The sequence below is a fragment of the Pontibacter populi genome (assembly GCF_040278685.1).
GTDB classification, from domain to species: domain Bacteria; phylum Bacteroidota; class Bacteroidia; order Cytophagales; family Hymenobacteraceae; genus Pontibacter; species Pontibacter populi.
Genome location: NZ_JBEOKT010000027.1, coordinates 1 through 13,263, shown reverse-complemented (window position 1 = coordinate 13,263; position 13,263 = coordinate 1). Strand labels below are relative to the sequence as shown.

14 protein-coding genes are annotated in these 13,263 nt (G+C 44.8%); 7 read left to right on the top strand and 7 right to left on the bottom strand.

Features of this window, described 5'->3' with window-relative positions:
* Positions 1-94: 94 nt before the first annotated feature.
* Positions 95-1,060 carry an alpha/beta fold hydrolase gene (locus tag ABS362_RS18635; protein WP_350414455.1) on the top strand — a complete coding sequence of 322 codons (966 nt, stop codon included), beginning with the start codon at positions 95-97 and terminating at the stop codon, positions 1,058-1,060.
* Between the two features lie 8 nt (positions 1,061-1,068).
* Here the strand turns inward: ABS362_RS18635 and ABS362_RS18630 are convergent, their stop codons facing one another.
* A complete protein-coding gene (locus ABS362_RS18630) occupies positions 1,069-2,211 on the bottom strand; it encodes a DEAD/DEAH box helicase (protein WP_350414453.1) in 1,143 nt (380 codons plus the stop codon).
* A 272-nt stretch (positions 2,212-2,483) separates the two neighbouring features.
* On the opposite strand from ABS362_RS18630, the gene ABS362_RS18625 reads away from it, so the two are divergent.
* Entirely contained in the window at positions 2,484-3,632 is a 1,149-nt protein-coding gene (locus ABS362_RS18625) for an acyltransferase family protein (protein WP_350414452.1), read from the top strand.
* 145 nt (positions 3,633-3,777) lie between these two features.
* A complete protein-coding gene (locus tag ABS362_RS18620) occupies positions 3,778-4,422 on the top strand; it encodes a hypothetical protein (RefSeq protein ID WP_350414450.1) in 645 nt (214 codons plus the stop codon).
* 419 nt (positions 4,423-4,841) lie between these two features.
* Here ABS362_RS18620 and ABS362_RS18615 read toward each other — a convergent pair whose 3' ends face one another.
* Positions 4,842-5,714 carry an SDR family oxidoreductase gene (locus ABS362_RS18615; protein WP_350414448.1) on the bottom strand — a complete coding sequence of 291 codons (873 nt, stop codon included), beginning with the start codon at positions 5,712-5,714 and terminating at the stop codon, positions 4,842-4,844.
* Positions 5,715-5,842: 128 nt separating this feature from the next.
* Between ABS362_RS18615 and ABS362_RS18610 the strand changes: the two genes are divergently transcribed.
* On the top strand, positions 5,843-6,247 hold the full coding sequence (locus ABS362_RS18610) for a nuclease A inhibitor family protein (RefSeq protein WP_350414446.1): 405 nt from the start codon (positions 5,843-5,845) through the stop codon (positions 6,245-6,247).
* Positions 6,248-6,307: 60 nt separating this feature from the next.
* On the opposite strand, the gene ABS362_RS18605 is transcribed toward ABS362_RS18610, so the two are convergent.
* From ABS362_RS18605 to ABS362_RS18595, 3 genes are all read right to left on the bottom strand, one after another.
* Positions 6,308-7,195 (bottom strand): DNA/RNA non-specific endonuclease, encoded by an 888-nt coding sequence (locus ABS362_RS18605; RefSeq protein WP_350414444.1) that lies wholly within the window; start codon positions 7,193-7,195, stop codon positions 6,308-6,310.
* A gap of 304 nt (positions 7,196-7,499) precedes the next feature.
* Positions 7,500-8,309, bottom strand: coding sequence for a phytoene desaturase family protein (locus ABS362_RS18600; protein WP_350414442.1), 810 nt, complete (start codon positions 8,307-8,309; stop codon positions 7,500-7,502).
* Positions 8,310-8,369: 60 nt separating this feature from the next.
* Entirely contained in the window at positions 8,370-8,957 is a 588-nt protein-coding gene (locus ABS362_RS18595; RefSeq protein WP_350414440.1) for a phytoene desaturase family protein, read from the bottom strand.
* A 99-nt stretch (positions 8,958-9,056) separates the two neighbouring features.
* Between ABS362_RS18595 and ABS362_RS18590 the strand changes: the two genes are divergently transcribed.
* The 3 genes from ABS362_RS18590 to ABS362_RS18580 all read left to right on the top strand — a co-directional run bounded on the left by ABS362_RS18590 (position 9,057) and on the right by ABS362_RS18580 (position 11,746).
* A complete protein-coding gene (locus ABS362_RS18590; protein WP_350414438.1) occupies positions 9,057-9,884 on the top strand; it encodes an SDR family oxidoreductase in 828 nt (275 codons plus the stop codon).
* Between the two features lie 103 nt (positions 9,885-9,987).
* Positions 9,988-11,223, top strand: coding sequence for a BaiN/RdsA family NAD(P)/FAD-dependent oxidoreductase (locus ABS362_RS18585; RefSeq protein WP_350414436.1), 1,236 nt, complete (start codon positions 9,988-9,990; stop codon positions 11,221-11,223).
* Between the two features lie 67 nt (positions 11,224-11,290).
* Positions 11,291-11,746 (top strand): ferritin-like domain-containing protein, encoded by a 456-nt coding sequence (locus ABS362_RS18580; protein ID WP_350414434.1) that lies wholly within the window; start codon positions 11,291-11,293, stop codon positions 11,744-11,746.
* A gap of 90 nt (positions 11,747-11,836) precedes the next feature.
* Here the strand turns inward: ABS362_RS18580 and ABS362_RS18575 are convergent, their stop codons facing one another.
* Together ABS362_RS18575 and ABS362_RS18570 are read right to left on the bottom strand one after the other, a co-directional pair.
* Positions 11,837-12,433, bottom strand: a complete 597-nt coding sequence (locus tag ABS362_RS18575; protein WP_350414433.1) for a hypothetical protein — start codon at positions 12,431-12,433, stop codon at positions 11,837-11,839.
* Positions 12,434-12,604: 171 nt separating this feature from the next.
* Entirely contained in the window at positions 12,605-13,021 is a 417-nt protein-coding gene (locus ABS362_RS18570) for a hypothetical protein (protein ID WP_350414431.1), read from the bottom strand.
* Positions 13,022-13,263: the final 242 nt, after the last annotated feature.

Below are 13,263 nucleotides of genomic sequence, written 5' to 3'. Positions count from 1 at the left end.
TTACGCCGTTCGTATTTTTCCATATCTAAACTATAAGTGATATCTGGGTTTAGTCTGGACATAAACTATAAACCGGCAGCATAACACGCTAAATATGAAGTATATCTATAGTTTCCTGATGTTGATATTGGTATTTTCCTGTACCAAACCATTCAGTAATTCCCCTGCTTCCAATTCTGTTAAATACCAGAACGGGGAGCGCTACATAACTATAAACGGCATCAGGCATTGGGTAAAAATTGCCGGCAGTGAGCACAACACCACACCTGTTGTAATTGTGCATGGCGGCCCCGGTGGCAACAACTATACATTTGAGCGAACAGCTGGCCAGAAGCTGGAAGAGTTTACAACTATAGTGTATTACGAGCAGAGAGGTTGTGGCCGTAGCGATGCTCCCCAAAACACAAGCGACTATGCACTTCCTACCCTGATAAGCGACCTTAATGTATTGAGCGATTCGTTGGGGGTTGATAAAATAACCTTGCTTGGTTACTCTTTTGGTGCAGAGCTTTCATTAAGGTATGCAATCGCTCACCCCGAAAAGGTAGAAAAACTGATCCTTTCCTCTCCTGCCGAGTTATCTAAAGCCAACATGCTGGTGCAGATTCAGGGTTTTTATTCCATCGGTGATAGTTCGCTCAGGTCAGGTATTGAGAAAGTATTAAAAGATACAACCTCACTGCAGGCAAAGTATGGCAACATCTGGAACCTAGCAAACTCCGCTACCGTCGACAAATTCCTTTTCCACAACCAGGACAAAGCACAACTTAACAGGCAACTATGGCAAGAGAGCAATCTGAAAAACACCGGCCTCATGGCGAAAGTATATTTACAGAATAACAAAGCCGACCTGGTACAGAAAACCACAGGTTTACAAACACCAACCCTGCTCATTAGCGGTGTGTACGATAAGAATGGCGGGTTGCACACCGGTCTTGCTCTTAAAGAGGTACTCCCCAACAGCACGCTTAAACTATACCACAACAGCGCCCATTTCCCGGATATTGAAGAAACCGAACGCTTTGCCACAGATGTGAAGGAGTTTATTCAAGCTAAATAGCTTACAGATCACATCCCTTGCAGATCCAGGTCGTCAGTAGCAACTATAGTTACCTGCTTGCCCATTTTTTTCTGGATGATCTTGAAGTGATGCGCATCTTCGGGTGTGATTAGTGAGATGGCTTTACCTGAGGCTTCTGCCCTGCCGGTACGGCCAATGCGGTGCACATAATCTTTAGGCGAGCGCGGCAATTCGTAATTTATAACATAGGGCAGAAACTTGATATCTATACCGCGAGAGGCCAGGTCTGTGGCAACCAGCACCCGTATTTTGCCGGCTTTAAATTGCTTTAATGCTTCAGTTCTGGCTCCCTGGCTTTTATCGCCGTGCAAAGCTGCCGCTTCTATGCCATGTTTTTTAAGCTTCCCAACTATATTATCTGCCGTACGGATAGAGGATGCGAACACCAGCACCTGCTCCATGTTTTCCTGTTTTATAAGGTAACGCAACAAAGGGCCTTTCTTTTCGGGAGTAACCCGGTAGGCTACCTGGTCAATCAGTTCGGGCACCGAAGCCTCTGCCTCCACGGCTATAGTTACAGGGTTATGCAGTTGGGTATCAACTATAGTTTGGATATCTCCACCGAGTGTAGCCGAGAACAACAGGTTTTGGCGTTTAGCCGGCAACAGGCCAAATATCCGGTCCATCTCCTCCTTAAAGCCCAGGTTCAGCATTTTATCGGCTTCGTCCAGCACCAGTATCTCTACCTCCGACAGCTTTACCGCATTATGTTCTACCAGGTCAAGCAACCGGCCGGGCGTAGCTACCAGCACATCGGTCCCGCTCAGCTTCATCATCTGCGGATTAATGGATACGCCGCCATACACAGCCAGTGTCTTCACTTTCTGGGTCAGGTGCAGGCTTAGGTTGTAAAAGGTTTCTTCTACCTGCACGGCCAATTCGCGGGTAGGAACCAGCACCAGCGCTTTTACAAAACGGTTCTTAGAAGTAGTTTTTTTGTGAAACAGCTCCAATATAGGCAAGGCAAAAGCTGCAGTTTTTCCAGAGCCGGTCTGGGCAATGCCAAGCACATCTTTACCTTTCAGAATGGCAGGTATGGCCTGCTCCTGTATCGGGTATAAAGCTGTATAGCCTTGTTCTTTAATAGCTTTTTGTAATGCCTGAGACAGACCGGGAGCAGCGAATGACATACCGTTATAGTTTGATTTATACCTGCAAAGATACTACGGATGAAAATGATCAGGGTAATTATTTGTGCTAAGCTATGTACCTGGTAATGAATAACATCAACTAAACTATAGTTTAAAACTTCATCCAATCAAAAATAAAACACCTATTAACCTTTATATAGTGCAACTTTTTAAAAAAATATTAAGTAATGTTAATATAAAAACACTGCACATTAAAGTCAGATACTCTTTACATCTCATCCTTATTGTTCCGTTTGCATTTTAAGTAAAGTATGGATCACGTAAATGCACATTTAGGCTTCAAGATCAGGCTGTTATCGTTAGTAGCCATGATACTGGTAGTATATGTACATGCATACACTTTAGACCTGAACGGCTATGCCGGCGCCTTAACAGACCAAAAGAACTATAACACCTTTGTCCAGGATTTTATATCGCAGGGAGTGGCGCGGGTAGCTACGCCGCTGTTCTTTACCGTTTCGGGTTTCCTTTTTTTCATTGGCTTTAAACCTGAACCAGATACTATCCTTCAAAAATACCGGAAACGCATTTCTTCGCTGCTTATACCTTTCGTACTTTGGTCCGCCTTTGGCATCGTTTTATATTATGTACTGCAGCAGTTCCCTTTCATATCACCATACTTCCCCAATCGCATTATCCGCGACATGAGCACGGACCAGTTGCTTGTCACTCTCCTGCTGGACCCTATCCCGTACCAGTTATGGTTCCTGCGCGACCTGATGCTGATGGCACTGCTTGCACCCGTTATCTGGTGGCTGGTAAAATACCTGCAACAAAGTTTTCTGGCCGTTTTGGCTATACTTTGGTTCTCCGATCTTGATTTGGTTCTCTTTGTATCCGAGTCGCTGCTGTTTTTCTCGGCAGGCTGTTATCTTAGCACGAAACCAAAATTTGTAGCTACACTAAGCGCCAGCTATAGTTATTTGCCTGCTTTGCTGGGCTGGATAGGTATACTGCTGTTTAAAACAGAACTGAGCTTCCTGGGCTACGACAACCAACTTATACTTATGCTACTACATAAACTGGCTATAGCGGTAGGTTTTATTGCTGCCTGGTTAAGCATCAGTACAATTGCTGATAAAACACGCATTGTTAACCGGAAGTGGCTTTTCACGGCTGTTTCTCCCTTCTTTATATTCGCATTTCATGAGCCGCTGTTAACTATAGTCAAAAAAGGGTTACTGCTGGTGCTACACTCCGGTACCGATGTTACTTCACTTTTAGTATTTATCTTCGCTCCTGTTGTTGTTATCCTGATCAGCATTGTAACCGGCGAGATCTTGAGAAGAACAACGCCCGTTTTGTTCCAGGTACTGACAGGGAACCGCGACAAGCCAGCTCAAATTCCGGAGCCGGTCAGTGAATCACAGGCAGCGCTGCTTGTTAAAACCCAGGTATAGCACAACAACTATAACCTGGCCTCCCGCTTTTTTGGCTATATCTTGCATAAACTATAAATATAGATTCAACTATATTTGACTATTTCGTTTCAGTCTGATAGTTTTGATAATAGATTTTAAAATGAAAACAAACTATTATCAGCTTATGATGAAACAGTTACTTACTATTACCCTGCTTGCCTTACTTACTACTTCAGGATTTGCGCAGGATGTTATTACCAAGAAAAACGGAGAAGGTGTGCAGGCAAAAGTGCTGGAAATAACTCCGACCGAGATTAAATACAAGCGCTTCGAAAACCCGGACGGCCCCATTTACACACTGGCCAAAACCGATGTGCTGCTGGTAAAGTATGAGAATAACACGGAAGAAGTATTTACCGGTACGGAAAGCTTTACGCAAGGCGTTGTTAAACCATCGGTAGAAACGGCTCCAGTTACCAAAACAGCCATAACTAAAGAGCCCGTTGTAAATGCTACAAGTACCAATTTGTATGTAAAAGGCCAGCACGATGCAGAAATGCACTACAGCAACTATAAATCAGCGGGTACGGGTGTTTTAGTAGGTAGTCTATTATCACCGCTTCTGGGTTTAGTGCCGGCTATAGCTTGCTCTACTATAAAACCACAGACCCATAACCTGAACTACCCGGACCATGCTCTAATGCAGGACGCAGGTTACAGCACCGGTTACACCAACAAGGCCCGCCAGATGAAATCAAGGAAAGTATGGCGCAACTGGGGTATTGGCTTAGGCGTGAACATCGTACTGGCTATTGCTCTGGCCAATTAAAAGAAGCAATATCTATCAACAAAAAAGCAGCGCCTAAACCAGCGCTGCTTTTTTGTTTCTTCAACTATAGAACTATAGTTAGGTGTTGTTTGCTCAACTATGGACCTGTTTAGGGTTTATAGTTTCTGCAATAGAAAAAGAGCCATTGTTGGTGTCTTCACCATGGCCGTCAGTCTAAGCTTTGTTTTAAAAAATTAATGCTCTTTCGGACTTCCAAGTCCGAAAGCACTCTACCTGGGACTTCCTAGTCCCCGTAGATTAGCCTCCCTTTTATGCGGACAAGGATGTCTGCAGCAGACAAAGTTTCGGACACAGATGTCCGAAACAGCAATTTAATCTACATAGCCTGACGGCTATGGTGAAAACACACAGCAAGGGCGTGTACTGAAGCCAGATAAAACACGAAACAGCTTATGTAGTTACTGGCCTTTGCCACGCATCTGTTTCTCCATCGCATCCCACATCTCCTGCGGAATCATATCAAACGAGTTAAACTCACCCGCACCGTAAAGCCATTCGCCACCATCTATTGTTACTACTTCCCCGTTCACAAAAGAGGCGTAATCAGAAACCAGGTAGGCAGCTAAATTAGCAAGTTCCTGGTGCTCCCCAAAGCGCCCAACCGGTATGCGTTTTAACGGGTCCAGCTTATCGGCCAGCTGTTTCGGAAACAGGCGTGCCCAGGCACCTTCTGTCGGAAACGGCCCCGGTGCAATGGCGTTGGACCGGATTCCGTATTTAGCCCACTCCGATGCCAGCGAGCGCGTCATGGCCAGTACGCCAGCCTTGGCGCAAGCCGATGGCACTACATAACCAGATCCCGTCCAGGCGTAGGTGGTAACTATATTTAGTATCGTTGCCGGTTGTTTCTTTTCAATCCAATGCTTGCCCAGGGCAAGTGTGCAGTTATAGCTTCCTTTCAGAACTATATCCGTTATCACATCAAAGGCCTTGTGGCTAAGGCGCTCGGTTGGGCTTACAAAGTTTCCGGCAGCATTATTTACCAGCACATCTACCCCACCAAAGGTATCTATAGTTGCCTGTAGCATGGCTTCTATTTCGTTGTACTTGCGCACATCGCAGGCTATCGGCAAAACCTTACCGCCTGTTTCCTGCATCAGCTCTTCGGCGGCTTTTTCCAGCACATCCAGTTTGCGGCTGCAGATAACGGCATTAGCACCCAGCTCCAGGAAATACTTCACCATAGAACGGCCAAGCCCGGTGCCGCCGCCGGTAACTATAATTGTTTTGCCTTGCAGGGCTCCTTCTTTCAGCATTGGTTCTGCCTTCATAACAAATTTTCAGTTTAAAGTTAGATCAGCTTCGTATAATAGCTGCACCATTGGTGTTTGCTAAATATAAGCAAGCATATTGGTAATTGCTTTAAAAGTACGATCCTTTTGAAAACTATGACTTCCTTATGAGCAAAGAGCAACTAGAAAATGAGTTAAAGCCACTTTACGACGGGCTAATGATGCGCAGCGAAACCGATAGTCCTTTTGAGTTCTACTACTTTGATAACCCCCAGCATCTCCCTTTAAACAAAGATACCGTTGCCTCCATGGCAGGTAAGTCCAGCGGGGCCGAAATAAAGGTCGAAGAACTGGACTACTTTTTCAGGAATATGGTTCGGCTGTACCCTGAAGATGGCGAAGACCGGAAACAGGAAGTAGAACGATACAAACGGCTGCAACAAAAATTGCAGGAGCTGCTGCAGGATGTACAAGTGTACAAAGCCAATGAGATAAGTATAACAGCTTATATTTTAGGCAAGACCCAGGAAGGCGATTTTGCCGGACTACGAACAATAGTGGTAGAGACCTGAAAACAAAACAGCCCGGCAAATAACCGGGCTGTTTTCGTGTAACTGGTATCTGGGTTGGGTTTAAGAGGTCGGGCCGTTATCTACGCGAGCTTCAATAACACTTTGTACTGTGCCCGAAACGTTCGATAAGATGTTGTAGCCTGTTTTAGATTCGATGGCATCTACGGTAGTGCGGTAACCGCCCCAGCTGCTGCTGATAGATGTTGAGTTAGGTGTATCAATTGCGATTACACGGGTGCTTGACGTAACACGGGAAACATCGCCGGTACCAACTGGTAACACAACTATAACTTTCCAGATGCGGTTTGGCACGGTTACTTTACCGCCGGCCAGTGTAGTTTTATAGCCTGCGCTTCCTGTTCCGCCTGTGCCGTAGCTACCCATTATAATGTATAGTTCGTTACCCTGGTTTACCAGTGTGCGGCAGTAATTTTCCAGGTTTGCCCAGGTCTGCTGGTTATTGGTTGGCGCCTGTGGAATCATGTTGCTCATCAGGAATGTAGCCGAGTTGTCGGTAACGGTAAGTGTACGATCCGCTGACGGCGTGTTATGACCACGATCGAAACCGCTGCCGGTATAGTCTGATGGCGTAACACGGTAAAATGCAGCTGGCAACGAATTATCTGCCCTGAAATCGTCCTGGCGAGGAGTGCTGCCCAGCCAGGCGCTGCTCAAATGCCAGCTTACCCAGTTTGGCGTACCGCGATAGCTGTTATACGACATAGAGTACTGGCTTTTGTTGATTAGGTAATTAGAGTAACTGGTGCCGGCCCCGCTTGGGTTACCCATCGCCAGGTTACTGTCCTTTGTAGCTGTGGCATTAGCTACTTTCGAGACTCCGGAGAGGTCTTTTACAGCTCCGTCGGGTTGCACATCGTCCTTCGAACAGGACACAAGTATCAGGCCGGTTAGGGCAAGATACAGTACACGGTGTAAAGATTTTTTCATTTAGATATAGGGTTGAATTATCTAATAAATATGGCAGGTTACTACCGAATCCTATACATCCTAATATTAATTTTTTGTTATATAGACTGAAGTTCTTTCTTTCCTTATATACCTTTTGGTTAATATTCAATATTCACTGCTATTGCCTTGATTATCAACCCATAACAATGTTATAACATTTATAAAAGTGACTATGGTTGGTCTTAAAAGTGGCTGCTTTACAATCGGGTATTCAAGGGCTAGTGTGTGTAACTATAGTTAACAGAAATGAAGGGATAGACTGTAAACAAGTAAGGTTATAGTTCTAGAAATGATCCTGCATCAGTTTACGATAAGCGATGATCCCGCTCAGGCAAACGCCAACTATACCCTGGCCAGGATAAACGGTATCACCACACACGTAAGCACCTTTGTGGTCCAGGCGGGCATCTTTCATTTGCCAGGGTTTTATGTGGTTGTACTGCGGGTAGCCACCAACTGCTCCGTAAGCTCTTCCGGTCCAGAATTGCCAGGCGCCTGGTGTCGCAGACTGGAAAGAGATAATTTTCTCTGGCAATACAAGTCCCTCCTGCTCTAACCTGTCAAGTATCGCTTTCTCAATGACCTGCTTATCGTGAATGAATTTGTGTTGCGGATGGGCAATGTGGGTACTGATACTGGCCACCTGCTCCCCTTCCGGCGCTCGCAACGTATCTGATGGATGACTGAAACTGATGAAAATACTTTTGCTTCCGATAACTGGTAAACCGCCGGAAACATGTAACTGATGATGAAGTACCGGTAGCTGTTGATGTTTCTTTAACACAAGGCTCATGGTGAAGGCACCGTTCAGCTGCTCGGATGACAGGATGTATTTCTGTAGTTTTTTTTTTATAGTTGGGCTATCGAAAAGCATTTGTGTATTGTTTAGCGGAATGCCGCTGATCACAAACCTGCTGGTAAACTCTCCTTTGGTGGTTATCGTTTTATACTTGCCATTACCGGGAATTACCTGAGTTACTTCGTGTCCATATTTTGTAGTTGCTCCATGTGTTAAGCTATAATTTAGTACAGGCCTTACCAGGTTTATCAATCCGCCATCAACATAGTAGTTTCCAAAGAGGGTGTAACACAAGGCTGTTGCCCCGAACAGCTCATTTACATCTCCCGAATAATTCTGGGCCGTTATCAGGAGCTACTCATTTACAAAATCCACGAATAATCGGTTATCCAGCAGATTAAAGCGCCTCAATACCTCTTCCATGGTCCGGAAAGCCCCCGAAATGAGTTGTAATTGTGACGGCTTGAAGGAAGCTACTGCCTGTAGAAGGTCTTTGGCGTTAGAGAACGGGAAACTTTGCTGCTGCAGCGAAACACGCCAAACCTGCTGACTGACTTTGTAACAATGCTCCCAGAAAGCGCGTTGACCTGGCTTGCCAAAAACCCGTTCTGCTTCAATTATCCATTGCTCCAGGTCCGGGTAGCGGGTAACAATATCTCCGTTGCACAACCTAACCTGCATGGGCACTTCCAGTTTGCGTAGGTTTGGTAACTGTATTCCGGTTTCATCGAGCAGGTAGCGCAAGGGCATGTGTTCATCTAACCCGACCAGTGTAGTAGCCCCGGTCTCGAACCAATATCCTTTCCGCTTAAAGGATGTCGCGCAGCCGCCCGGGTATTTTGCCTGTTCCAGTATACAAACACTTAGTCCCCGCTTACACAGCAAGGCCGCCGCCGTTAGTGCGCCAAAACCTGAACCCACAACTATAACATCGTACTGCATTTAAGTGATTTTTGCTTTGGGAGGCTTTAAATTGCAACTTTACTTCCCGGAAGCTGTAACAGGATGCCAGTACATTTGTTATAAACTATAAACGAAAACATGCACGAGAAAGCTGATATCAGCATATTAGGTTGTGGCTGGCTGGGGTTACCGCTTGCCGAGGCCCTGGTCAATTCAGGTAAACGGGTTAAAGGCTCTACTACCTCGGCTGCGAAACTGGACATGCTGGAACAAAAAGGCATACAACCCTACTTAATAAATCTGCAACCCGAAGCGCTGGACGAAACTAAACTGGCTGATTTCCTGGATGCGGATGTATTGGTGCTGAATATACCACCTAAACTTCGCTCTGATGCCGGCAGCAGTTACCTGGAACAATTGCACCTGCTGTTAAAGGCGTTGCTACAGGCTCCTGTCAAAAAGGTATTGTTTGCATCATCAACATCCGTGTATAACGACCTGAACCGTATCGTTACCGAAGATGACACAGCGCATACCAAAGAAACGGACCCCGGCTACACCCTGCTGAAAGGTGAAAAGCTTTTTATGGAACGCGAAGAGTGGTTGACAACTATAGTTCGGTTTGCCGGACTGGTTGGCGAAGACCGCAGGCCGGGCAGGTTTATGGCTGGCAAAAAAGATATTCCGGGCGGCGACGCACCTGTTAACCTGATCCACCGCGATGATTGCGTGATGATATTGAAGCGCATTATAGAACAGGAAAAATGGGGCGAGATATACAATGCCTGCTCCGAGGCGCACCCGATGCGCAAAGACTTCTACCCTGCTGCTGCAATGGCCCTAAACCTGGAACCTCCTACTTTCCTGGAGATGGAAGAAACTAACTTTAAACTTATCAGCAACCAGAAACTGAAAGACGATCTGCCTTATGTTTTCCAGCACCCCGACCCCATGTACTTCTTTTAGTATCTTTGTTTGTTGAATTGTTAAATGGCTGTATTGTTAAATGGTTACTATCTGCCTACTATCATATTCAGCAATTTAACCATACAGCATTTAAACAATTAAGATGAAAGTTATAGTTATAGGCGGTGGGGCGGCTGGTTTTTTTGGTGCGATAACGTGTGCACAGGTTAATCCTGCTGCTGAAGTGATCCTGCTCGAAAAAACCAACAAGCTGCTGGCTAAAGTGCTTGTATCTGGTGGCGGACGCTGCAACGTAACCCATAACTGTTTCTCTCCCGGCCCTTTATCGCAGCATTACCCGCGTGGCGCAAAACCACTTAAAGAAGCTTTTAAAACATTTGGAGCACAGGAAACGGTAACCTGGTTTGAGCAGCGCGGCGTTAAGCTTAAAACCGAAGCCGATGGCCGTATGTTCCCGGTTACAGATAACTCACAAACTATAGCCGATTGTTTACTGCAGGAAGCCCGGAAAGCTGGCGTAACTATAAAAACCGGTGTTGGTGTTTCCCGCATCACTCCTCCCGATGCAACTATAAACCAAGTCAATTTTATAGTTCACCTGAGCAACGGTTCGGAAATAAAAGCAGATAAGGTTTTAGTAAGCACTGGCGGTAACCCTAAAACAACCGGCTACGACTGGCTACGCGAATTAGGTCACCCGATACAGGAGCCTGTACCTTCACTCTTTACGTTTAATGTGCCGGGCAATCCGCTGAAAGAACTGATGGGTGTTTCAGTGCCACAGGCTAAGGTGCGCATTGCCGGCCAGAAACTGGAATACGAAGGACCGTTACTGGTAACGCACTGGGGGTATAGTGGTCCGGCTGTGCTTAAACTATCTGCCTGGGGAGCACGCATTTTCCATGATCAGAACTATAACTTTACGGCGCTTATAAACTGGATACCAACTTATTCGGAAGAGACCCTTCGAACTGAATTACAGAACTATAGACAGGCGCATCCTAAGAAAGTAGTAAGCACCAACCCCCTCTTTAACCTGCCCCAACGCCTCTGGAAAGCTTTAACTGCTCTGGCCGAAATACAACCTGAAACTAAATGGGCGGAGCTGCCGGCTAAGAATACAAATAAACTGGTAGAAGCGCTGCTCCGGATGGCTGTAGAAGTGAAAGGCAAGACAACGTTTAAAGAGGAATTTGTGACCTGCGGAGGCATAGATCTTAGCCAGGTGAACATGAAGACCATGGAAAGTCGCCTGCACCCCGGCTTATACTTCGCCGGTGAGGTGCTGGACATTGACGGTATAACAGGAGGCTTTAATTTTCAGGCTGCCTGGACCACAGGCTACCTGGCCGGCAACGCCATGGCAGCCAAACTATAACCGCCCCGAGCAACCTTACGTTACGTATATGAGTAATATCGCATATAGTAACTAAACCTTTAAAACTATGGAAATCAATAAAGAAGTATTCTCGACAGTGCACCACCTGATCGAAAGATGTAAGGATGGCGCCAAAGGATACAAAACTGCCGCCGAAGATGTGGATGACAGAGACCTGAAAGAACTGTTCATGAAATACGCTGTGCAGCGCGACAGCATGATCACTGAACTACAGAACGAACTGCATAAAATGGGTAAAACAGACGATGAGTCCAGCTCGCTGGAAGGTACAGTACACCGTATCTGGATCGATATTAAATCTGCCATCAGCTCGAAAGACAGAAAGCGTATACTGGAAGAGTGCGAACGCGGCGAAGATTATGCCGTTAAAGCATTTGAGGAAGCCCGCCAGGCAAATCTTCCGGGGACACTGAAGCAGATCGTGGAGCAGCAGTACATGGATGTAAAACACGCACACGACCATATCCGTGCCCTGCGCGATAAAGCCAGAAGCGAAGCGTAAACTATAACTATAGTTTGTAAAATATGAAAAGGAGCTTCGGGCTCCTTTTTTTGTGGGGTGGATTTGGTAAACAGGCTTTATAGAATAAGATTAGTAATTAATTTCAGAGACCTTTGCTTTCAGATCTCTCCTCATATCTTCTAATATTTCTTTTTCAACCTTACATTCCTCACACGAACTATAAATTGAACTGATGTAATCATCTATGTCAGTATCATAGTCTGTTCCTGAGGCATAAAACTCAAATGCTAAATTATCAATAAATAGTTTTCTTTCTGGCTCAGGTAAATGCTTAAAGTTTTGTAAAGCTTCTATCGGATAACTTCCAAAATAACCTTTCGTGTAACTACCAATTATCTCCCCTAAAGCGCCATCAGACTTTTTAGCAATAACCCGATATACCTGGAAGAAGAACAGTCGGGTTTTCAGGTCATTATCACTAATGCTATCAAGGCAAGCAATCGTTTCGTTATTATCGCTTGGTTGAATTTCATTATCGATGATATTTTGCCCGTACTCCCTGATGCTTGGGGATTTAATTTCTTCATTCAATCCCTCCTTGTTCGATTCTTCATAGGTAGGTAGATTATTGTTAGCCGTAATAGAAACACTCTGTTCATTAATTTTTCTATCTCCACACGAAATGAAGAATATTAAGGCAATGAAGTATAAATACAGTTGTCTCATATTTAGCTAAAAATTTCTGCAGCTGAAAAATACAGCTATTGTCAGTATTAAATGAACGGTTAAGGCTTTGCGAAGATGGCGGATAGAAAGCAATTCATTGTCACCAAGCACAAAACTTAGTTAAATGTAGAAAAAGTCTGAGCATAACGTCACCCGCCATTTTTGCAAAAGCTATGTTATAGGTAGCCTTTCTTTTTCTTCCTCAATATGATGATTAATTGGTATCATAAAAGTCGCAACTAAAGAGGAAATAAGTATACCAATATGCATAGAAACAGCTCCTTTGTAAATGAAAGTACTTGAATTGCTCAAGTTGTTCGTTATTAAAAGCCATGTCATTGGTTTGGAACCTTGTGCGATATAAGCCAAATTTATCAGTATTAATTCAACCAAAAAGATGAACAGAAAACCTGACCATCTATGTATGTTAAACGAACGACTTATTGTTCTATAGGCAAATGATTGAATAAAGGCTCCAAATGTCCCTAAAATCAAAAATCCCCACAATAGGCCAGCAAACATTTCATTATCTAGCTCGTCAAAAATGGCTATCGCTAGTCCAAACACAATAAAGATGATTAAATGCATTATCAGAAAGATTAGAAATAGCTTCAATGTCGGTTTGTTTTAAGGTTACCTATAACGTGCTGGTATAGCAGATTGCAAGGCGAAGCCAAAGCAGTACTGCTGTACTTTGTTGTGCGTTCATTTATTCTCCCAATGCAATAGTTGTTCTATAAATTTCCTTTTGGCCCATCGAATAAAAGGTACCTTGTTGTCCACCCAATATGTCTTCAGTATAAATGTATTTTAGCCTTGTCGGTTGCTGC